Source organism: Paenibacillus sp. LS-5 (assembly GCF_056121505.1).
Genome location: NZ_JBWAVA010000007.1, coordinates 101,530 through 123,554 on the forward strand (window position 1 = coordinate 101,530; position 22,025 = coordinate 123,554).

Genomic DNA, 22,025 nt, shown 5'->3' on the forward strand with positions numbered 1-22,025 from the left:
ATGACTGAAACATATAAAGGAGCCTATACATCTTGAGATATTATGTTCTGGACCGCGGAGACGAACTGTCCATCAAACTTGCGGAGCAATTTCACAAGCTGGCAGCGGATCGGAATTTGGAGCTGGATGCCAAGTCTCCGGAAATCGTTATCTCGATTGGCGGGGATGGCACGATGCTGCATGCTTTTCACACATTTATCGATCAGATCCCCAATCTGGCCTTTGTAGGTGTCCATACGGGACATTTAGGATTCTATGCGGACTGGAAGGCTGACGAACTGCCTGACCTGATTGATTACATGTGTGGGATGGGCACCACTGAGCTCCAGAAGCCGCGTATTGTCAAATATCCGTTGCTAGAACTGGAGGTCCACAAAAAATCCGGCACCACCTCTCATATTGCCTTGAATGAGTTCACCCTGAAGGGTGTGGACGGAACGGTTGTCATTCAGATTGATATCAATGATGTGACGTTCGAGATGTTCCGCGGGGACGGCCTGTGCGTGTCTACACCGTCTGGCAGCACTGCTTACAACAAAAGCCTTGGAGGCGCGATGGTGCATCCGAGCATTGAAGCCCTGCAGATTGCGGAGATTGCCTCCATTAATAACCGTGTCTTCCGTACGATGGGCTCTCCCCTGCTGTTGCCGAAGCATCATCACTGCGATATTTTCTCACGCAAGGAACAGCGGCTGCTGCTGACGATCGATCATAACAACATCCCCGTTGATGACCTGATCTCCGTGCGCTGCCAAGTATCCGACAAAAAAATCAGCTTTGCCAGATACCGCCCCTTTCCATTCTGGAACCGGGTTCGTGAAGCCTTCCTAATCTAGCAAAATCCAGTGGTAAAGTGGGATACATTCTGCTCTGAGAGAACAGACTTCCCATAAGCGGTAAGCCGGAGATGACACTGCATCTCCGGCTTTGTCATGCCTTGGAATGCAATTATAAATCTCTTGATCTAAGCTTACACGATTGGATAGACAGCAAGATTTTCCGAATGGTATAATGAACCTATTTTACAAAGAGTTGCTATTTAAAGGAGAGAACCATTGTTGAAGAAATTATTATCGCTCATGGGCATAAGCCTGCTGGCCTTGATGCTCGCGGTACCTGCTTTTGCCGCAGAAAAACCAATTAAGGTTAACATTAATGGAAGCAATGTTGCTTTCACCGCCGGTTCTCCTTATCTGAAGAACAATTCTGTACTTGTTCCTTTTCGTGTCATATTTGAAGAACTGGGGCTGACGGTGCTCTGGGATGCTAAGACCGGAACGGTAACCGGAAAAAACAGCAGCCTGGAAATCACCCTCAAAATCGGCAGCAGCCGGGCAACAGTAAATGGCATAGTCAAGAAGCTGGCCACCGCCCCGCTCTCCAGCCAAGGCACTACATACATACCCTTGCGTTTTGTCGCGGAAGCTACCGGCGGTTCAGCTATCTGGGATGCAGCCAGCAGAAGTGTGACGATCCTTACTCCTGAAGACACTTCAAAGGCTGAGCAGGAAATTAAAGACGTTATCTATATGTCCAATGAGTATCTTAATTCTAAAAATGCGGCAGGATACTATTCACTCGTAGTGTACAATTCAGACCGTACCGAAGCGATTGCCGATATGAAGGAATACTTCAAATCGTATGATATCGTCAACACCATTGAAAGTTTGGATATCTTAAGCATTCAGGGCAGTGAAGCCATCGTGCATACTGTAGAAAAATCTGAGCGCAAGGGTGGCCGCTATCTGCCGGATGCGCAAGTTGACTACTTGAACACGCTTATCCGTAAGAATGGTGTCTGGAAGATTGAAAGCTCCGAGTCCCAAGACAGTACCGTTCTGCTTACTCCTGAACAAGGGAAAACGGCTGCGGTACTTCCGGATAGCGATGCTGCTGCCATCAGGGACAGCCTAAGCAAATATTATGCGGCAAGAAACGCCAAGGATATCGATGGCATCATTGCACAGACCACTTATTACGGGAAAGATCATGAAGCTGCAATCAAGGAGAATCTGACTGAATATTTTAAAGGCTACAATCTGGTCTACACGCTTAATAACTCAAATGTCTTCTATTACTCTGCGGATGAGGCTGCCGTATATGTGGAGTACACGGTTAAGGAAGCTGATTCAGCTGAAAGCCATGCCCAATCTTCTGTTTATGTTTACTCCAAATCCGGCGGCGGCCAATGGACGATTGATGACTCGTATCTGGTTTCGCAATCTGATGGACAGTAACACTACAAAACAAATCATATAAAAAAGGGTGTATGCAATCATGAAATCAGGCAAGTTAATGACTTCAGTCCTCAGCAGCTGTCTGGCTGTATCTCTTCTTCTTGCTCCCGCTGCTCTTGCGGCGGACAGCACTCAGGCCGTTGCGGGCACAGATAGTAAGCAAACGGCAACCAGCACAGATCTTATTAATGAAATCATGCAGTATCTTGAGAATTATAATATTGAAGGAGTGGACCAGGATACACTGATCCGCGGAGCTATTGATGGTATGGTAAACACGCTGGATGATCCATACAGCCAGTACTTCGACAAAGATGAGGCTGCCGCATTCGGACAGCAGGTCGATCTCGAATATGTCGGTATCGGCGTCAGAATGATGTACACCGCCAAAGAACTGTATATTGAAGAAGTTATGGCGGGTTCACCAGCAGAGAAAGCCGGGCTTAAGCGCGGAGACTCTATCCTCAAAATTGACGGTGTCAAAATTGAAGATACCGAAGGCGACGAACTGAGCGGTACAGCAGGTTCTAAGGTAACTCTGCTCGTGAGCAGAAACGGCATTGTGAAATCCTACATCGTCGTCCGCAGTGAAATCGCCTCAACCTCAGTTAAATCCAAAATGCTCGCAAATAAGGTAGCCTACATTTCCATTGATGGCTTCACACAAACCGCCGATGAAGAGTTCGCTGCTGTTCTAGACAAAATGCGTGCCGCAGGCATGAAATCCATGGTGCTTGATCTGCGGGACAATCCAGGCGGCTACATGGATTCAGCCTATAATATTGCCTCCAAATTTATGGACAAGGGCATTATGATGTACACCTCGGACCAAAGCGGAGCCTTAACACCGGTTACCATTACAGATGGCAGTAAAATTGGTGTACCAGTTGTAGTGTTAACGAACGAATACAGCGCCAGCGCTTCTGAAGCACTGACCGGTGCTTTGAGAGACAACAAACTGGCTACTGTCGTAGGTACACGTTCTTTCGGTAAAGCGCGGATTCAGAGTCTGCTTCCCGTATCCAATGGAGCCGAACTGAAGCTGACCACACAGAAATATCTGACTCCGAACAAAGAGGACTTCAACCATATCGGGTTATCCCCTGATATTGAGGTCCAGGGCAAGACGGCACAGTTGATCACTGCCCTGCAAATTGCCGGCATGACCACTATTACCGCTTCAGGAGACAATCATATCCTCGATGTGAACGGCGTACCGTTTGCCGGAAATGTCGGATTGATCAAGCAGGGAAATACGATCTACGCTTCCTCACGCGTCCTGGCTGCCCTGGTGGAGAGTGAAGTATCCTGGGATGCCAAGAACAAGAAAGTTCTCGTGACAAACGGCGCCGGTAAAGTATCCGGATTCTCCCTGGTCTCCAAAGAGGCGCTGTCGCAGGACAACGAAACCTTTATTGACGTAAAAGCTTTTCAGAAAAAATACCCTTCCCTGGCATGGAGCTACAATGCAGCGCAGAAACAATTAAAGTTAACTGTAAAGTAAACCACTGAAGAACAGAACGGCTGTGCCTTCCTTAACTGGATAGCACAGCCGTTTTGATTGCCGCTACCTGGCCGCTTCCGTCTATGGGCATAATCCCAAGTGGTAGTCCTCTACATTTTCATTAAAAAAGGTGCCCAGGAAACCAGTTCAGAGCTGGCTGCTGAGGCACCTTTTGAGTATTTCCGTTCTTTTTATTGATCCTTAGGTTGAAGGATTCTGTGGCTGATTCTGTGGCTGATTCTGCGGTGGTCTGCCCTGGGAATCTTTGTTGTTTCTTCTGTTCTGATTTTCTTTATTGCGGTGATTCCGGCTTTGATGCTCCCGGACAGGTCTGTCTTTCGCACCGTTTTCTTTGGGTGCTCCACCCATGTTCTTGTCACGGGCTGCGTTATTAGAATTAGATGGTTTGGAGACATGCTCCCGCAGCACTTTTGCCGGTACAGGCGGTTCAAGCACAGTCTGCTCAAGATCCTCCTCCGCTCCGGGCTCAGGAATTTCTTTGATTAGAATATCCTTGTATGTGCCTTCTTTCGGTGTTTCTTTCAGCTTATGGAGTACAAAATAGGCGCATCCAAAATTGCAGTACTCATTAATGTAATCCACCATACCTGAAATTGCGGTATCCCGGTTCACCTTAGGGTGATTATCCCGGTAAAAGCCTTTGAGACGCAATTGGCTGTAGCCCCAGTCTCCGATAATGTAATCATACCGGTCGAGTACTTCGCTGTATCTTCCCCGAAATGCCTCCGGGTTCCAGCCGTCCTTATGATCCAATACGAGCTCGTAGCCCTTTCCACCTATAACGATCAAGCGTTTGTCGCCTGCCTTTCAAATTAAAGTCGGAGGGCGTTGATAGGACGTCATTCCGCGGGTTTTTGGATTTCCGGCCGCTGTTGTCTGCAGATTTCTCTGATTTGAACCGCTATAAGCGGTTGAAATCTGCAGACAAAGGCGGACGCTGACGCTCCTCCAATTCCAAAATCCCTCTCCATGACTCCCTCAACGCGGGAGGTGGCAGCAAAAAATGTCAAGAGCAAGTTGATTGCTGCGCTCCAACAACCATAAAGACTAAAGACTAAAGACTAAAGACTAAAGACTAAAACATTAACTGTGACTCCGTCACGAAATACAAATTAGCAATCAAATTTGCAAAAGCTTAAGACTATAAGGAAACGGAACGCTCTTCACGGGCAGCGGTAGCAGACTTCACCTGCTCATGCGCATGATAGGAGCTGCGCACCAGAGGGCCGGACTCTACATGGCTGAAGCCGCGCTTCATTCCCTCCTCCTTGAGCAGGGCAAATTCCTCAGGGGTATAATATTTTTCCACGTCCAGGTGCTTAGGTGAAGGCTGCAGGTATTGGCCTAATGTCAATATATCACAATCCACCGACCGCAGGTCATCCATCGCCTGCAGAATCTCATCCCATTCCTCGCCAACGCCAAGCATAATACTGGATTTGGTCGGAATGTCCGGCTTCATCTCCTTGGCTCTGCCCAGCAGTTCCAGGGAACGGCGGTATTTGGCCCGGGCCCGTACACGGTCGGACATCCGTTCAACCGTCTCAATATTGTGGTTCAGTATATCCGGCCGGCTGTTCATGACAATCTCTAGACTGTCGCGGTCGCCTAGAAAATCCGGTATCAGTACCTCTACACTGCAGAGCGGAAGGCGCTTACGGATGGCAGCTACGGTCTCGGCAAAAATCCCTGCACCACCATCTTTCAGATCGTCGCGGGCCACACTGGTGACCACACAATGCTTCAGCATCATGCTCTCGGCAGCCTCAGCCACACGTTCCGGCTCCAAAAGATCCAGCTCGGTCGGTAGGCCGGTATTTACAGCGCAGAACCGGCAGGCCCGGGTACAAATGTCGCCCAGAATCATAAAAGTAGCAGTGCGGTTAGCCCAGCATTCATAGATATTCGGGCAGCGCGCTTCCTCACATACGGTATGTAGAGTTTTGGAACGCATCATGCCTTTAATTTCCTGATAATGTTCACCCGTCGTTAACTTGATTTTGATCCAGTCTGGCTTGGGCTGTTTGGCTGATCGATTAGTCAAAGTGAAGAACCCCGCTTTCGCCTGAATATTTAGTGGCACCTCTAAAAGTTTACTGCCTCATATTATAGCATGTGAAAGGGCCAATTGCCTGTTTTTGTGAACCTTTGGGCAAGAACGGATAAAATTAGCCCCTTTGATTCACTCTATAAGAAAAGCACCCCAGGGGTGCTCTCGATCAGAGTACGTAATCCATTTGCTCCCGGAACAAGGAGGTTGTGAACATGCCGGCTCTATTCAGAATCGCTGCAATACGGAAAACAGTTCTCTGCCTGTCAGCCGCCGCCATGCTATGGGGTACAAGCCGTCCTGGGACGGTAGCAGCTACAGGCGCCGGACATCCACCTGTCCGCATAGGAGCTGTATCTGACAAAGATACTCTCTATGCCCGCCGTAAGGAGCTGTATGATCAGCTAAGCGCTGCTACAGGGGTTGCCTGGTTCCGTTTCGCCGCTATTGACCAATATGAAAGAACTATTGCCAAAAAGAAAAGCGGCAACGCTGAGCCGGCCAAGCCCCGCCTTACCGGAATCAACATCCCCGCACCGGTATGGTGCGGACCATTGAACCCGGATCAAGCGGACCAGGCGCCGCGGTCTATCAGTTTTTTTGGAGGATTTGGAAAGGACGGGTCCGGCGACGGGGTAGCCGATCCAGAAAATGATGCTGATGTGCTCTACAGTCTGGCAAGGCATCTGATGAAATACGGTGATTCTGCCAGCGACTTCAATATCGGTGTGTGGGAATATTACCATAACGGCAGAGCCGCGCAGCGGGTGGCGCAGTTTGCCAAGTTGTACGAGCATTTTGGACGGCTTGATTTGTCAGGCAGTGCTTTTCCTTTACCGGTAGGTTCTCTATATTCCTACCGCAGCACCTGGGGCACTGGAAGAAGCTGGGGAGGAGCGCGTATCCACGAAGGGACGGATCTGTTCACCCCTCACGGCATGACTGTGCGCAGCACCTGCTTTGGAATCGTGGAGACCAAGGGCTGGAACCGCTACGGCGGCTGGCGGATCGGTATCCGCGATATCGAGAACCGCTACCATTATTACGCCCATCTGGCCGGATATGATAAATCCATCTCCCGCGGAGATATTGTGACTCCCGGCCAGACGATCGGCTGGGTTGGCAGCTCAGGCTACGGCAAACCCGGAACTCAGGGCAAATTCCCGCCTCATCTGCATTATGGGATCTACCGAGACCGTGGAATTACAGAATGGGCCTTCGATCCTTATTCATTGCTGAAGCAGTGGGAGAATGCGGAATACAAAGCTTTGAAAAAACGCAAATAACCGTTGCCCTATCTACTAATCATAGAACAATCCCCATTTAAGTGTAGAAGGATGCAGTGTACTCTGAGGGGGTGCTAATGGAGCATCAGACAGCCGAAAGGTTCAAGCTCCACAACTAAACGTCCACTATTACAAACGGTTGTCCCGGTAAGCAGATCAGTCAGCTCCGGAGTGTCGGGCAGAAAACTGTCCAGCTCCAGCTGACAACGGTTAGGGGAATTGTTGATGACCAGCCCTATTTTCTCCTGCCCGCTGGACCGAATATACCCCAGAATATTTCGGGTTTCATCCGTGAACCAGGGACGGAAGGCACCTTTTCGCAGCACCTCATAGTTCTTCCTTAGATCGATCAGCCGCGAATACCAAGCATGGAGTGCGCTGTTCTGCTCTTGCTCACGCCATACCATCGGCCGTCTGCAATGCGGATCCGTTGCCCCCTCCATCCCGATCTCATCTCCATAGTAAATCATGGGCATACCGATATAAGTCATTTGAAAAAACACAGCCAGCCTCATCCGGTACTCTGCAGTATCCTTATGATTCCAGCCCCGTCCTCCCTCTTTGCATGCCGTCAAAAAACGCAGCGTGTCATGGCTGCCTAGCAGCTGGAACATGGCGGAATTAGCCTGATCGTTGCAAAGTGCTTCCTGGTGGAGCGCCTGCTCCATAAATCGCACTGGCCCAGCTGACTGCTCTGCAAAAAACTCAAGCACTGCATCCCGCAGGACATAATTCATCCCGCCATCGAACTGGTCGCCTCTGAGCCAAGGCCCGGATCCATGCATGATCTCACCAATCAGCAGCAGCTCGGGAAACTCTGCTTTGAGTTCCCGGCGAAACCGCGTCCAAAACTTAGGTGACACCTCGTTCGCCACATCCAGGCGCCAGCCGTCAATCCCCGCCTCACGAACCCAATGTTTGGCAACCTCCATCATATAATCTGCTGCTTCCGGGTTCTCCATGTTCAGCTTGGGCATATGCGCCTCCGCTTTGGCGAAGGTCTCATAGTTCGGAGACGGGGTCTGCACCACCGGATAGGAATGGATTACAAACCAATCCTTGTACCGGGAATTCTCCCCATGCTCAAGCACATCCTTGAAGGCAAAAAACGTATCGCCGGCATGGTTAAATACTGCATCCAGCAATACTCTGATCCCATGGGAGTGAGCCTGATCCACCAAAGCCTTCAAATCTGCTGTAGTTCCGAAAGCCGGGTCAACTTTATAGTAGTCAGAGGTATTGTATTTGTGCTCGGAAGGCGACTCAAAAATGGGCGTCATGTATATTGCTGTAATGCCCAGCTGCTGGAGGTAGGGTATTTTGTCCATGATACCTTTCAGGGTTCCGCCGTTATAGCTGCTGGGATAAATCTGATAGACTACCGCATCCTGGCTCCAGGAAGGGAGCTTGACCGCTTCCGGCTGGTGCATGTAGGCATACTGAAAAGAACCGGCATGCTCCCTGTTCACGGCCCCCCCTCTCTCTCCATACCACAGATAATCCCCGGCAGGGTTCATGACATGGAATAAGTATCTGCATTTACCGGTTGCCGACGGAAGAACAGCTTCATGAATTTCGTAAACTCCTGCAGACCCGACTCTTTCCATCGGAAGCGGAATTTCGCTTCCCGGTGAGTCATAGCGGTCAGAATGAATGACGGTGCAGGTCAAATGCTGCCCATTCTGCACAAAAAGCCGCAGCTTCAGGCTGCCGGGGCCGACCGGAAAAGCAAAGGGATCTTCAGCTGTATGGTATAGAAACCAACGGGTCATATGATACAAGCTCCTTTTATTGTATGATGGGTTTATAACTTGGTCATGAAGAAGGAACGGCAAATGCCGTTTGAAACCTATAATTCTTATATTTTCAAATAAAAATCCGGCTGGATCGTGAGGGGAAACTATGAAGGTAACGATTACGGATATCGCCTTAGCGGCAGGTGTAGCCAAGTCCACTGTTTCTAAGGTATTGAATGATTCACCGAAAATTTCGCAGCAAACCAAACACAAAGTCAGAGAAATCATGAAACAAATGAATTACACTCCCAGCAGCATCGCTACAGGTTTAGCCCGTCAGAGCAGCAGCAATATCGGTCTGCTAATCGACATGTCCAAATCCAGTGAATTCCTGAACCAGTTCTTCTACAGCATTATCGGCGGCATTGAAAGTGTAATCGGCTCCTTGAAATACGAGCTGACCATCGCCAATGTAGAGCATAATTACCCTGAAGGCCATTTCCTGCACAGACTCGTAAGAAGCAAACGGATCGATGGCCTTATCGCCAACACTTCAGTACTTACAGAGGAACTGTGTATGGAACTCAACCGTCTACAGTTCCCATATATTTCGCTGGGGGAAGTTCCCGGCTCCGCATGCTGGGCCGATTTCGATAACGAAGCTGGCGGAAGAATGCTTACCCGGCATCTGCTGGAGGAGGGATATTCTGCGGTTGCTTTTATCGGCGGGGAGGAGGGAGATCCTCTGTTCATCCGCCGTCTGGAAGGCTGCGTGGAGGAGCTTCAGCAAGCCGGACTTTCACTCCCCCCAAAATGGATTGTGAACAGCGCAGCAGAAGAGTCTGCAGGATACCAGGCTGCCAAACAGCTGCTGCTTAGCGAAACACCGCCGGACTCCATGATCTGTATGAGCAATTTTGCTGCATTTGGAGCCTTGCAGGCTGCAAGAGAGCTTGGGGTACAAGTTCCCGCTGAGCTTGGAATTGCTACCTTTGATGAATATCCTTTATCCCGCTATACCTCACCGGCGCTGACCTCGCTGAATCTGGATACCTTCCATCTGGGTGTCTCCGCCGGAGAGTTGTTAATGGAAAGGATCGATGGCAATCAGGAAGCTGGCCGCGGTCTGCTGCTGAGTCCGGAATTGATTCCCCGGGAGTCCACTGTTCGAAAAGCTAAGGAAACCGGTTTCCCTGAATAGAAACTATCACACCCATCTATAGAAGTCAACGGAATAAGGCACGTCCCTGAATTGAACAAAACCTCCTTCACGTTTGCCGTGAGGAGGTTTTGTTATTTTACTATAGTACATTTTGTTCTCTGCCAGAGTCCTGCAGGAATTGCAGCACCTCATTCATCATCCGCCCGCTATCTCCGCAGTGGCACAGCATGTGGCCACTTCGTTCCACCATCACTACCCGCTTGCTTGCAGAGGGGATGGTGCGGTTCAGATAGGCCGCGCTTTTTGCCCTTACCAGATGATCCCTGCCGCCCTGTACGATCAAGGTTGGGGTCTCAATCTGAGGATAAATCTCAAAGCTCTCTCGTACCAGACACTGAAATTCCCTTGTGGCCTTCGCCGGGGTGGAGCCGAACTTGCTCAGGTAATTCCGGATCATGACCGGGCTGCCGAGGGTTCGCAGAATCTCGAGCAGATTCAGCGGAAATACAGGTGCTGACAACAGCGTAAGCGACTTGATCTGTTCCCGGTACTGTACAGACAGGTGAGAAGCAATAAGCGCTCCAGTAGAAAAGCCGATCAGATGTACCCCCTCGCCGTCATTCATCAAATCTTGCAGCTGGTCTTCAGCGCTCTGCCGCCAAGCCTGCCGGTCAGACTGAAGCAGGTCGTTCCGGCTCCCCCCATGTCCTTTTAGTGTAAAGGTTCGCGTCTGATATTGATGTTGATCCAGAAATTGCGCGAGCGGAGAGATTTCATATTCGCCTCCCGTGAAGCCGTGTATGAATAAGCAGCGTTCCATATGCACCCTCTTTTCGTCGGAGTTATTTATTCTTAGCCTGGTAAGCAGGATTCCCATGTTTACCCTATTCCAAGAAAAATAACCCTAAAACCTCCATCCGTCAAGAATGGGCTCTGGAAAGGGTGGACCTCCATCGAGTATCTAATCTGCAGAACAAAAGGCAGCAGGTATAAGCAGGGCACTCATGGACTGTCCGATGATCCGCCGCCAGCTGCATCTGTAGCATGACTGGCATTCGGTGTACTGGCATTCGGTGTACCGGAATTCGCAGAATCTTCAGTTCCGCCTGTAGAACTGTTATTGTCCGGATTGCCGCTGCTGCTGCTTGGCACTGACGGTCCTTTCTGGACTCCTCCTAGAGACGGAGCGGGGATGGCGATTCCAGGCGCGCTGCTGCCGTTCTCTCCGACAGGCTGACCCTGGTTATCGTAGTAATACATCGGGACATCGCCCACCACCATCAGATAGGAAACGGGGATTTCCGTATCCACCACCTGCGGTTCCACATCGAACGGGATAATGACTGCCACTTCTGTGACGATATGAATATAGACCTCCACCAGGATCATATTAATGCCTGCATCCTGCTGGCGGGTATTCAGCTCCACCTTGACCGCTCCTTGCGGTTCAATCTTGACCGGCACATTCGGACCGTAGGAAGCAATTAGTGAGCTTCCCAGTGCCTGGCCAAGCGGAATATGCTCCGTCTGATTGTGCAGCTCCTTCAAGGTGGTTTGTATCACCTCTGCCGCTTGTGAGGTAATGCGCATATGCTCCTTATAATTAAGCATGAAGCCTGATATTTTACCGTTCTTGTCCGTTTTCCAGTCAATCAGCGCTTCAGCATTTCCCTTATCAGCCACTTGCGATGATATCGCCTTATTGATCGATTCCGTGGCAATCTGCTTCACACGGATTTGTGCCAAATGAAGAATAGGCGGCCGCAGATGCTTCTCTACATAACGCAGGCTCTGCATGACCGACAGAATAAGCAGCAGACTGAAAATAATCCAGAATCGGCTCCGGTTATGTGGTTTCTGGCTCTGTCCCTTCGAGACATAGACATTATTATTACTCTCAATCCGGCCCGGTAGTCGAAAAAAACCTCTGCGCTTCGACTCTCCATGCCGTATCTTCTGTGCGGATAGCCGGTCGCCCGTTTTGGATGGTTTGGCCCTGAACGCAGGACTCCGCCCCGCAAGTCTTGGCATCCCTTCCCTTGCCGGCCTGGCTTTGAATACCGTGCTCCGTCCTGCGGCTCTCGGAATGCCGTCCCAGCTGAGCTTCGGAAGCCTCAGCCGCCGCAGACTTGGGACTCTTGCGCTTCGGCTCCCCCATTTTTTGATTCTGCCCATGTCCCTTTGTCCCTCCCGCTCTTCCGGAGGTCAAGCCGCCTCCGTTACTATAGGCTATTCGGGAAGGGTAAAAAAAAGAAGAATGTTCCCCCAGGTACCTCCCGGAAGAAACATTCCTCTTTATTTTGCCGCAATCGTTATTCCATCCGGCTCCGTTTATCCTCTTGCAGATGCCCCCAATGGCGGCGGATAAAGATGGCGAGAAGAACAACGACAAATACTCCGTACCAGGTCAAGAATCCGTTCCATTCCTCTCTAGGGACAACAAGAGTTGAACTAATCGTTCCAAACAGCCAGATATAAGAAAGATTGCCGAGAACCGTGCCCCAGATAAAAGCCGGGACCTTAATCGGGGAGACCGCCGACATAAAGTTAATGATATTGCTGGGCACGACTGGAACTGTCCGCAGCAGCACCAGTGTCCAGATACCGTAGCGGTCCAGATATCGCTGCCACTTGTCATACCGCTTCAGCTTGGCGCGCCATTTGCGGTCGAACCAGTCGAAGAGAAACCGCCGGAAGAAGAAGTAGGAGAGGATTGCCCCCAAATTGCAGGCCAGCCAACTAATGATCATTCCTCCGATTACATTAAATACGGACACATGAAGGACAATCAGGATCGCCAGGGGGAAAAAACCGAACAGGCTCTGCAGTACCGCTAGCGGAATGGTGACGAACAGAATATACGGTCCGCTGAGTCCGAGTGATTGCAGCAGCCAATCGATCCAGGCATTAATGGTATCTGTCATGGAGCAGCCTCCTTTCTTGCATCCTTGGATCAGCGGGAAACCTTTTAAATCTTATATTTCCAAGAAAAACACCCCTTACGGGGTGTCTAATAAATGAATCTGCTTATTGCATGTATATGTAGGAACAGACTCTTTGCATACATATTACAAAATTGTAGCCTTATGTTCCATACATCATAGCATACATTTTTAGCCGCTGCAAAATACCGCAAATTTAAAAGATCAGTTATTCAATTCCGGTAATCCAGCCGTTTACTTGTTCCTCATGCTCCGAAACCCAGGCTTTTGCAGCGTCCTCTGGTGACATACCTCCCTGGATATCCACCATTACCTGTGCCATATCCTCCGCTGTCCACTGGAACTGGTCCAGGAATTGGTAGACACCCGGCATATCATCCTTCAGGCCTTTGCGGACCATCGTATGGATCTGCTCAGCTCCGCCATAGATGCCCTTCGGATCTTCCAGGTACTTCAGGTCCATATTGGCGAACATCCAGTGGGGCGTCCATGCTGTAACGACAATCGGCTGATTGTCCGCATAAGCCTTTTGCAGCTCCTGTGCCATCGCCGCAGAAGAACTCTCCAGCAGGGTATATTCGCTTAGTCCATAGGCATCCACTGCTTTTTGACTCGTAGTCATGATACCGGCACCGGGTTCAATCCCGATGATTTGGTTATTTAGCGACTTCGCCACATCGGCATTCTTCAGATCCTCGATAGACTGTATGTCCATATAGGCTGGAACGGCAAGCCCGGTTTTGGTACCCTCAAGATTCGGGCCCAAATCCTCGATATCCTTCCCGTATTTCTCCAGATAAGAGGCGTGTGTACCCGGCAGCCAGGCGGCTACCATACCATCAGCACTACCGTCGGCAATCCCCGCCCACATCGGTCCGGCATCGACCTGTAGCATCTCCACTGTGGCTCCCAGTTTGGACTCCAGCACTTCTTTGACTACATTCGTGCTGGCGATTTCCGAATCCCAGGCCACATAGGCCAGTTTTACCTTTGGATTCCCCTTGGACGAATTGGACGAACAACCGGCGGCGACCGCCACCAGCAAGATCAGCATTAGTATACCCCATGTTTTTTTCTTCATATAAAAACACTCCTATCCGTTTTTGGGTTTGACCAGTTTTTGTGTCAGTCGGTCAAGCAGAATCGCGATTATTACGATAGCAATCCCTGCTTCAAAGCCTGCGCCGGTCTTGGCTTGCGACACGGCCCGGTATACGTAAGCGCCTACCCCCTGAGCCCCGATCATCGACGAGATCACGACCATCGACAGCGAGAGCATAATGGTCTGGTTAATTCCGGCCATAATCGTCGGCAGCGCAATCGGAAGCTGCAGCTTGAACAGCTTCTGGCCCGCCGTGGAGCCGAACGCATCTGCAGCTTCCACCAGTTCCGGGGATACCTGACGGATGCCCAGATTGGTCAGACGGATGGTAGGCGGTATAGCAAAAATAATGGAAGCAATCACACCGGGAACTACCCCGAGTGAAAAGAAAGATACCGCAGGCAACAGATAGACAAATGCCGGCATGGTCTGCATAAAGTCCAGAACCGGAGTCACTGTATTCTGCACCCCGTTGCTCTGCGCACAGAGCACACCAAGCGGAACGCCGATCAGCACAGCCAGCGCCGAGGCTGTCAGTACAAGCGCAAGAGACTGCATGGATGGACCCCAAAGGCCGAGATTGTCAATCAGCAGCAGTCCTACAAGTGCAAAGAGTGCCATACGCCATTTGCCAATCCAATAGGCCAGAGCCGTAATGATCACAATTAGAACCAGGGCCGGAAGAATAGTGAGCGCCGTCTCGATGCCGTTCACCATTCCGCCTATAACCAAATGAATCAAATCAAACAAGGGACCCAGATAAGTGGTCAGCCAGTTCTCCAGCCATTCGACTGCTTTGCCCAGAGGCAGCTTAGGAATATTCATCTGATTCCATCTCCTTCCGGAACCGCATTGCCTGCCAGAGCGGACAATACAGCCCCCTTGATAACAATGCCCTTGAGCTTGTTGCCCTCGTCAACGACTGCCACCGGCAGATGCGTCTCTGACATCAGTTCAAACAGATCGTTCAAGAGTGTATCCGGAGAGACACGCGGAATCTCCCGGCGCATCACCTCAAGGATGGATTTGTTCTCCTTGAGCGCCTGCGCTGCATCCTCCGCCGTAACTACACCCTGGAGCTTCATTTCTTTATCCGCCACATACAGGCTGGACACGCCGCTGTCCCGCATGAGTTGCAGCGCAACACGCGGACCGCGCTCCGGCCGGATCATTTCCGGCTGACGCATCACATGGGCTGCGGTTAGCACCTTGGACAAGTCGACATCCTCTACAAACCGTTCCACATATTTATTGGCAGGCTGGATCAGAATCTCTTCCGGCGTACCGATCTGCACAATCACCCCATCCTTCATCAAGGCGATGCGGTCACCGATGCGCAGAGCCTCATCCAGATCATGCGTAATGAATATAATCGTCTTTTTCATCTTGGACTGCAGCTCCAGCAGCTCCTGCTGCATATCCTTACGGATCAGCGGATCCAGCGCACTGAAGGCTTCATCCATCAGCAGAATATCCGGATCATTCGCAAGCCCGCGTGCAAGACCCACCCGCTGCTGCATCCCTCCGCTGAGCTGATCGGGGCGGTGGTGCTCCCAGCCTTTAAGGCCTACAAGCTCCAGAGCCTCCATGGCAAGCCGGGTTCTTTGCTGTTTCTCTACCCCCTGCACTTCAAGACCGTATTCAGCATTCGCCAGCACACTACGGTGCGGGAACAATGCGAACTTCTGGAACACCATTCCGATATTCTTGCGGCGGAACTGGCGCAGCTGTTCAGGATTCATTTTGACAACATCCTTATCCTTAAAAAGGACCTGCCCTCCTGTAGGCTCGATCAAACGGTTCAATAACCGGACGAGCGTGGACTTACCGCTGCCCGACAATCCCATAATGACAAATATTTCTCCTTCTTCGATGCGGAAATCTGCCTTGTTGACACCAACCGTCAGCTTGGCTTCCTGGGCGATTTTCTCTTTAGACCATCCTTGTTCTAATAATGGAAGAGCCCGTCCCGCATCATGACCAAATACCTTGGTTAACTGTTTCACCTCAATAATTGCCATGGTGACCTCCTTCTTCCGGCTAGCTAATTTCGACTTGCTTCACTCGAACTAGTGTACCTGACATGTGAAAAGACACGCAAAGTTCATATACGCTTAAAATTTAGTGTACAGTTTTAACTTTACACACTTTATGTAAAGAATACTCTGTTTAACGGCAAATTCCGTTCCGGATGAATTCTTTACTTATGGACAGGGATTTGATTACAATACACATTAGAGGTTTGCAGTCATTAGCCTACACCTCAGGAGGGACCATTATGAATGATTTAGAGGGGCTTGCACCCGAACAAGCGGAGAGAATCAGCAAAGCCAGGGAACGCGTGATTGATTCCATCGGCAAAAATATGGATTTGTACGGAATCACATTGTCCATTGGGCATTTATACGGTTATATGTACTTCAATCAGGGTCCCGTAACGCTGGACGAACTGAGCCGGACGATGGGAATGAGCAAAACCTCCATGAGTACAGGAGTACGCACCCTGCTGGATCTCAAGATGATCGACAAGGTATGGGGAAAAGGCACCCGTAAGGATCTGTTCGAGGTTGTGCCTGATTGGCATCAGAACTTCAGTGATTACTTCTCTATTAAATGGAGAAAAGCCGTCGAAGGAAACATGACCGCACTCGGCAAATCCCTGAACGAAATCCAACTTATGATAAGCGAATATACGGATGAACCCGCCATTGAGCAGCTGCTCCGTACCGATGAAGTGAAAATTGAAGAAGCGATTAAATACTACCGCTGGCTGCTGAAGCTGATCGAAGCACTCGAAACCGGCAAAATCTTTGACCTAATTCCTAAAGAATCCTAATGCACTCGATGAATTCATTTCGTACCCCAGCATACAAAACAGCCGAGACCCTGAATCACAGGATTTCGGCTGTTTGACGTTCATGGCATGCTAATTTCCCTTACGGAGTCTCTGCCAAACTTACATTATCTATGAAAATATGATTGCCCGCCTGAATCGCGCTGTTCGTGCCTTCACTGTTGCCTGCAATCAGACCCATGAGGAAGACCAGATGTGCTCCCGCATCCGTCCCACCATTCATAGTAAAGGTGTAGGTGTAAGTATTCATTCTGCCCGTTAGGGCAACAGTTTGTGCCGGTAAATATTTCGTGTAATCCCCGCCTTTATGCTCTACAGCCACTTCAATCGAACGGTCAATGTCGGACCGGGCGTCAAAAGTCAGCGTATATGTCTTGCCCTGCACCAGCTTCAAATTGGCATAATCCACCTGTGCACTGTAATTGGCTGTCCCGGTACCCGTCAGTGCCACGGATAGCTCTCCATTTAGCGCAGCAGCAGATCCTGTACCATCGAAATATTGCGTCCAGCCGGTGAGTCCTTTTGGCGCTTCGAAGGTTCCATTATCGAGCGTGCCGCTGGCCGGTTCCACCGGCGCTCCGCCACCGCCCACCTCTGTAACCCTAATGTCGTCAAAAGAGAGCGTATGCGGCATGCCGTTCGCCGTCTTGTCGTCTCCCATGGCCGCACCGATCAGGTAATTCAGCTTCAGCGGATTATTGTTTTCCACGGTAAATTGTGTGCTATACGTCGCCCAGGTGGCTGAAATCTCGAACTTCGCCTGTGCTGCTGCGGCAGAGGTACCGCTGTACTCTACAATAATCTGTCTCGGAACGGTCGATTTGGCTTTGAAGCTCAGCTCATAGGTCTTCCCCGCCTCAAGCGGAATGCCTTCCTGGAAAAACTGCGTATGCCAGGCGGCTGTTCCGGCAACGGCAATCCCTATCTCCGCCACACCCTCATTCACGTTAAAAGAAGATACCCCGCCTTCCCCCGACCAGGTAGACCACCCGGTTTTGCCGCTGGTAAATGAACCGTTCACGACCAGATTGTTGTCATTCGCCAGAATGGTCTGGGATACGGCAGCGCTGACATACCCTTCGGCTTCCACCGTAATGCTGTAGCTGCCTTCAGCCGGGAAGGCGGCTGCGTTTATCGTGATTGTGCCTGCTTCTATGGTGTACTGCCCTTCAGCAAGCGCAGTGCCGTTCACCTTCACTGTCTTGATGCTGTTACGCCAAGCTGCATTCTCGGTAAAAGTCAGCTCTATCGGCTGGGATACCCGATTATTCGTGCTGTCTCCGAGCAGCTCCTGCGGCTTGGCCGGCGCATTCTTGATCTCAAATTTCACATTGTCGATCACCAGCTCATGCGCCTGGGCAATACTCACACCATCTACCTTGCCCAGCAGGAATTTCAGTGACAGGGTATCGTTGACCCCTTGGCGGAATTCGAACCGGTAATGGGCCGTTTCCGGGGTAATCTTGACGATATGGGCAAAAGAAGGCTGGTACGAAGCATTCTCCGCATTGATGCTGATGCTGCGTGCAACACTTGAACTCGCATCAAATTCTATGACATAGTCCTGGCCACTGGCAACCTTCAGCCCATTCTGGAACAACATCACCGAATAGGGCTGGTTACCAGTATTGGCAATACTAAAGGTTGCCGCCCCGTTCGTAACCGCAGCGGTACTCGCTCCGCCCTGCTCTGTCAGCAGCCGCTCCCAGCTGTTAAATCCAAAGCTGAAGTCTCCGTTCACCAGCGGATAATACACCAGCGAAGGATCATAGTAGAAGCTGGTCCGCACCAGCAGGAAGTTATCCAATTGAACGGTGCCCCCGGCTCCGCCGAGATGGAGTACAAATTGCCCCAATGAGTCGGTAGCTCCGGCCAAATCAGGGAATGTAGCCTCCACCTGCTGTGATCCGGTCTGTAACAGGATCTTCTCTGAAGCATAGACGCTACCGTCCCTGCCTTGCAGCTCAATTACCGCTGTACGCGGGGAAGGCACATTCACGTCAAAAGTGAGCTTATAATCCTGACCCTGTACCAGGAATATCCCTTTCTGCAGCAGACGGACATCGGAGTCTCCGCTGCCAGAACCGCTGATCTGCAGGTTTAACCGGCCTGCATCATCCACCTTCGGGCTGACCGCCGCCCCTCCGGCGGCTTCGGTATGCCAGTAGCTTAGCCGGTTTGGCTCACCCAGATCAAAGGTGCCGTTGTACAGATGGTTGCCGCTGCCTAGCGGTGTTTTGGCACTGTCATGGTCGAATGGGATGCTGTCGATCTCTTCCAGCCTCGCATTGCCGAGCCACACCGGGGAAGCATTTGTGCCCAAGTTGAACTCTACCCTGGCGGCAATGTCTGAGCTCTCTTTCATCTGAAACATAGTTTCGAAATGCTTTAGCGATGAAGTCAGCTCGGCCTTGAGCGATGGTGAGTACGCCTGATATCCCCGGGATTCACCGCCCGTCAGCCGGGCACTGATATTCCGCGAAGCATCCGTCTTAGCATCGAAGCTAAGCTTGTAGTATCTCCCTTTGGCCAGCGGAACAATGGCCTGCGGCTGAATGGAATATGAATTACCGCCAGGGCTGCTGATATTCACCTTGAGGTAATTCTGCCCGCCAATGGGTTCAAGCGACACCGCCGCATCCGCTCCAGCTTCCTTATATAGCACCCAATGTGCTGTATTCGGGATGCCCATGCCGGCATCACCTTCCCTTTGCTCGGTGAATCCGTTATTGTGAATCAGGTTGCCATCCGCAAGCGGTGGCAGTGAACCTTCTAGATAAGGCTCTTTCGTAAGGGTTACAGGTGCTGGTTCGCGGTAAGGCCGGCCTGTCAGCTCATAGACTCTGACATAATCGATTTCCATCGATTGCGGAAACACGGTCTCCGCCGTCGGGTTCCCGTCAAAATTACCGCCTACCGCAAGGTTCATCAGCAGATGGAACTCCTGGTTGAACGGCGCTGGGTAAGCGTTATTGGCTGGCTGGCCGCTGCTTAGGCTGTACCAGTCATTTTTGGTCGAATACAGCACACCATCCACATACCAGCGGATTTCCCCCGGCTCCCATTCGATGGAATAGGTATGGAATTGTTCGATTGTTGAGTTACCCGGCAGCACATATTCCTTGCCTGAATAGACGTTGTCCGGCCACTGGGCACCGTAATGGATCGTACCCGCAACCGTACCTGGACGGCTGCCCCAGCTCTCCATAATATCGATTTCTCCGGAGGCTGCCCAGGAACCGTAGACGTAATTCTCCGGCAACATCCAGATCGCAGGCCAAAAGCCTTTGCCTGCAGGCGCTTTGGCCCGAATTTCGAATTTTCCGTATTTTTTGCTGAACAAACCCTTGGTTTTGATCCGGGAGGAGGTGTATTCCTTGCCGCCCTGTGCTTCTTTACGAGCGGTAATGATCAGCTTCCCATCAGCTTCCTGCACATTTTTCGCCTCATTGGTATACCATTCCAGCTCATTGTTGCCCCAGCCCGGATTGCCGACTGCCGTGCCGTCTCCCAGGTCATAGGTCCACTTCGCCGGGTCTATGGTATTGTCATTGAACTCGTCATTCCACACCAGCGTCCACGGATCAGCCGAAGGAGTCGGGGTAGGCGTAGCCGTTGCGGTCGGTGTGGCTGTTGCGACCGGCGTTGCCGTTGCAGCCGGCGTTGCCGTGGCTGGTGCGGCAACGCCGGATGAACCGGCTGGTGCCTGCGGCACGGCTGGCGTTACGGCGACTGCACCGCTGGTGCCGCGCTTCAGCGGAACGCCACCGACAGTGACACCTTCGGCGTTGTTCAGGACAGCGCCGAAGCTGCCGCTGCCCTGAAAGGCAGTTCCCTTGGCAGTCACAGCAAGCAACAGCTCTGCGATCCGGGCATCATCTGCCAGCATAACCTGGCTCGGACTGCCCAGAGTCAGCTTCGCTATCTTGCCGGAAAGCGTAAGGCTAAGGCCACCTGTAGCAGATGCGGCTGAGGTGACCGCGGTGAAGCTTCCTTTTAGCATTGCAGCCTTTACACCGGCGGAGATTTCCACCTCTGTGAAGCCCACTCCGATCAGTCCGCTCTCCTCAAGCACAGCTCCTGAATTCAGCTGAACCGTTCCAACCGAAGTGGTTCCGCTGGCATATATGCGGACTGTCCCATCAGGCTTGGCAACCTGAATTCTGCCTAGCTCACTGTTCTGGAGGCCCACACTATGCTCACCTCCACCGCGGATATAAGTTGTGCCCGTCACTTTTACCCCTTCAAGCAGTGCATTGCCTTCACCGATTCCCTCCGTCAGGTAGAGATTGCCTTCAATCACGGTATCTTTCAGTGTGATGCCAGCCTTACTCAGTACCATATTTCCTTGCACCTTTCCAAGTGTGACTTCTCCTTCAGAGCGCAGCAGACCTGGAACCATCCGATCTGCAATGACAGCGAGCTCCGCACGGGATATTCTTCCCTCCGGTTTGAACAAGCGGCCTGGATAGCCCTGAATATATCCCCCAGCCGAGAGTGCCGATATTGCTTCCCTTGCCTCGCTGTCCACCACGGTCAAGTCGCTGTAAGCCGTTTGGCCTTCCGCTTCCAGCTCAAAAATCCTCTGCAGTGCTACGGCCGCCTCTGCACGCGTCAATGGAGCCGTAGGAGCCAGGCGGTTGCCTTGGCCCACACTCAAATAGCCTGCGGCTAAGGCTTTGGCCATATCGCTCTTGAACCATGCAGATGGAGGCACATCGGCAGGGAGGACCGTAGCCTCCGCGCTGTAGTTAAACATGCGGTTGATCATCACGGCGAATTCCGCCTTTGTCACCGGAGCATTCGGCCGGAAAGTACTATCTCCATACCCGCTGATAATTCCATTCTCACTCCAGCGCTGTACCGCACGGGCTGCCCAGCTATCCGCCGGCACATCAGTAAACGCTTTCAATTTTCCATAGCCAGATGAATTCCCCGCTGTTGTTGTTACGCCGTTTGTCTGCAAAGCTGATTCATTCATTGCCGCATGCCCGGAAGCAGCCTCTGCATGACTCCCGCTGCTGCCCAGCGGTGACAAAAGCCCTGAGATCAGTGTCATGGCAGCAAGCAGACCGGATACCTTTTTCTTCATCCTGTTCATTCCTCCTCGAACTTCCTGCTAATCATTCCT

General features: G+C 51.3%; 16 protein-coding genes. 6 read left to right on the forward strand and 10 right to left on the reverse strand.

What is annotated here, in order from left to right; genetic code table 11:
• The first annotated feature begins 32 nt into the window (after positions 1–32).
• From AC0MA3_RS13070 to AC0MA3_RS13080, 3 genes are all read left to right on the forward strand, one after another.
• The gene (locus AC0MA3_RS13070) at positions 33–836 is read left to right on the forward strand and encodes an NAD kinase (protein ID WP_379159047.1); all 804 of its coding nucleotides are present in this window, start codon (positions 33–35) and stop codon (positions 834–836) included.
• A gap of 222 nt (positions 837–1,058) precedes the next feature.
• The gene (locus tag AC0MA3_RS13075) at positions 1,059–2,237 is read left to right on the forward strand and encodes a stalk domain-containing protein (RefSeq protein WP_474656524.1); all 1,179 of its coding nucleotides are present in this window, start codon (positions 1,059–1,061) and stop codon (positions 2,235–2,237) included.
• A gap of 40 nt (positions 2,238–2,277) precedes the next feature.
• Entirely contained in the window at positions 2,278–3,741 is a 1,464-nt protein-coding gene (locus AC0MA3_RS13080) for a S41 family peptidase (protein ID WP_474656525.1), read from the forward strand.
• 201 nt (positions 3,742–3,942) lie between these two features.
• Here AC0MA3_RS13080 and AC0MA3_RS13085 read toward each other — a convergent pair whose 3' ends face one another.
• Positions 3,943–4,551: a YutD family protein gene (locus AC0MA3_RS13085; protein ID WP_474656526.1), complete on the reverse strand. Its 609-nt coding sequence runs from the start codon at positions 4,549–4,551 to the stop codon at positions 3,943–3,945.
• Between the two features lie 352 nt (positions 4,552–4,903).
• Positions 4,904–5,806 (reverse strand): lipoyl synthase, encoded by a 903-nt coding sequence (gene lipA, locus AC0MA3_RS13090; protein ID WP_379159031.1) that lies wholly within the window; start codon positions 5,804–5,806, stop codon positions 4,904–4,906.
• 221 nt (positions 5,807–6,027) lie between these two features.
• Between lipA and AC0MA3_RS13095 the strand changes: the two genes are divergently transcribed.
• Complete coding sequence (locus AC0MA3_RS13095; protein ID WP_474656527.1) at positions 6,028–7,098, forward strand: M23 family metallopeptidase; 1,071 nt, start codon at positions 6,028–6,030, stop codon at positions 7,096–7,098.
• A gap of 74 nt (positions 7,099–7,172) precedes the next feature.
• Here the strand turns inward: AC0MA3_RS13095 and AC0MA3_RS13100 are convergent, their stop codons facing one another.
• Positions 7,173–8,870 (reverse strand): alpha amylase N-terminal ig-like domain-containing protein, encoded by a 1,698-nt coding sequence (locus AC0MA3_RS13100; RefSeq protein ID WP_474656528.1) that lies wholly within the window; start codon positions 8,868–8,870, stop codon positions 7,173–7,175.
• A gap of 130 nt (positions 8,871–9,000) precedes the next feature.
• Here AC0MA3_RS13100 and AC0MA3_RS13105 point away from each other — a divergent pair, with 130 nt between their 5' ends.
• A complete protein-coding gene (locus AC0MA3_RS13105) occupies positions 9,001–10,035 on the forward strand; it encodes a LacI family DNA-binding transcriptional regulator (RefSeq protein WP_474656529.1) in 1,035 nt (344 codons plus the stop codon).
• A gap of 100 nt (positions 10,036–10,135) precedes the next feature.
• Here the strand turns inward: AC0MA3_RS13105 and AC0MA3_RS13110 are convergent, their stop codons facing one another.
• The 6 genes from AC0MA3_RS13110 to AC0MA3_RS13135 form a co-directional block, all read right to left on the reverse strand.
• The gene (locus tag AC0MA3_RS13110; RefSeq protein ID WP_474656530.1) at positions 10,136–10,816 is read right to left on the reverse strand and encodes an alpha/beta hydrolase; all 681 of its coding nucleotides are present in this window, start codon (positions 10,814–10,816) and stop codon (positions 10,136–10,138) included.
• Between the two features lie 182 nt (positions 10,817–10,998).
• Positions 10,999–12,171, reverse strand: coding sequence for a sporulation protein YunB (gene yunB / locus AC0MA3_RS13115; protein ID WP_474656531.1), 1,173 nt, complete (start codon positions 12,169–12,171; stop codon positions 10,999–11,001).
• Between the two features lie 137 nt (positions 12,172–12,308).
• Positions 12,309–12,920: a TVP38/TMEM64 family protein gene (locus tag AC0MA3_RS13120; protein ID WP_379159013.1), complete on the reverse strand. Its 612-nt coding sequence runs from the start codon at positions 12,918–12,920 to the stop codon at positions 12,309–12,311.
• A 226-nt stretch (positions 12,921–13,146) separates the two neighbouring features.
• Positions 13,147–14,019 (reverse strand): glycine betaine ABC transporter substrate-binding protein, encoded by an 873-nt coding sequence (locus AC0MA3_RS13125; protein ID WP_379159010.1) that lies wholly within the window; start codon positions 14,017–14,019, stop codon positions 13,147–13,149.
• A 12-nt stretch (positions 14,020–14,031) separates the two neighbouring features.
• Positions 14,032–14,865, reverse strand: coding sequence for an ABC transporter permease (locus AC0MA3_RS13130; RefSeq protein WP_474656532.1), 834 nt, complete (start codon positions 14,863–14,865; stop codon positions 14,032–14,034).
• Positions 14,862–16,061, reverse strand: a complete 1,200-nt coding sequence (locus AC0MA3_RS13135) for a quaternary amine ABC transporter ATP-binding protein (RefSeq protein ID WP_474656533.1) — start codon at positions 16,059–16,061, stop codon at positions 14,862–14,864. The genes AC0MA3_RS13130 and AC0MA3_RS13135 overlap by 4 nt, the downstream gene beginning before the upstream one ends.
• A gap of 257 nt (positions 16,062–16,318) precedes the next feature.
• Between AC0MA3_RS13135 and AC0MA3_RS13140 the strand changes: the two genes are divergently transcribed.
• Positions 16,319–16,876, forward strand: a complete 558-nt coding sequence (locus AC0MA3_RS13140; protein WP_379159001.1) for a GbsR/MarR family transcriptional regulator — start codon at positions 16,319–16,321, stop codon at positions 16,874–16,876.
• A 100-nt stretch (positions 16,877–16,976) separates the two neighbouring features.
• Here the strand turns inward: AC0MA3_RS13140 and AC0MA3_RS13145 are convergent, their stop codons facing one another.
• Entirely contained in the window at positions 16,977–21,986 is a 5,010-nt protein-coding gene (locus AC0MA3_RS13145) for a carbohydrate binding domain-containing protein (RefSeq protein ID WP_474656534.1), read from the reverse strand.
• Positions 21,987–22,025: the final 39 nt, after the last annotated feature.

Excerpts from the sequence above, each read along its gene's own strand:
- AC0MA3_RS13105 (WP_474656529.1), top strand. The coding sequence starts at position 9,001 with ATGAAGGTAACGATTACGGATATCGCCTTAGCGGCAGGTGTAGCCAAG.
- AC0MA3_RS13120 (WP_379159013.1), bottom strand. The coding sequence starts at position 12,920 with ATGACAGATACCATTAATGCCTGGATCGATTGGCTGCTGCAATCACTC.
- AC0MA3_RS13130 (WP_474656532.1), bottom strand. The coding sequence starts at position 14,865 with ATGAATATTCCTAAGCTGCCTCTGGGCAAAGCAGTCGAATGGCTGGAG.
- AC0MA3_RS13145 (WP_474656534.1), bottom strand. The coding sequence starts at position 21,986 with ATGAAGAAAAAGGTATCCGGTCTGCTTGCTGCCATGACACTGATCTCA.
- AC0MA3_RS13095 (WP_474656527.1), top strand. The coding sequence starts at position 6,028 with ATGCCGGCTCTATTCAGAATCGCTGCAATACGGAAAACAGTTCTCTGC.
- AC0MA3_RS13125 (WP_379159010.1), bottom strand. The coding sequence starts at position 14,019 with ATGAAGAAAAAAACATGGGGTATACTAATGCTGATCTTGCTGGTGGCG.
- AC0MA3_RS13140 (WP_379159001.1), top strand. The coding sequence starts at position 16,319 with ATGAATGATTTAGAGGGGCTTGCACCCGAACAAGCGGAGAGAATCAGC.
- AC0MA3_RS13080 (WP_474656525.1), top strand. The coding sequence starts at position 2,278 with ATGAAATCAGGCAAGTTAATGACTTCAGTCCTCAGCAGCTGTCTGGCT.
- AC0MA3_RS13100 (WP_474656528.1), bottom strand. The coding sequence starts at position 8,870 with ATGACCCGTTGGTTTCTATACCATACAGCTGAAGATCCCTTTGCTTTT.
- AC0MA3_RS13135 (WP_474656533.1), bottom strand. The coding sequence starts at position 16,061 with ATGGCAATTATTGAGGTGAAACAGTTAACCAAGGTATTTGGTCATGAT.
- yunB (WP_474656531.1), bottom strand. The coding sequence starts at position 12,171 with ATGGGCAGAATCAAAAAATGGGGGAGCCGAAGCGCAAGAGTCCCAAGT.
- AC0MA3_RS13110 (WP_474656530.1), bottom strand. The coding sequence starts at position 10,816 with ATGGAACGCTGCTTATTCATACACGGCTTCACGGGAGGCGAATATGAA.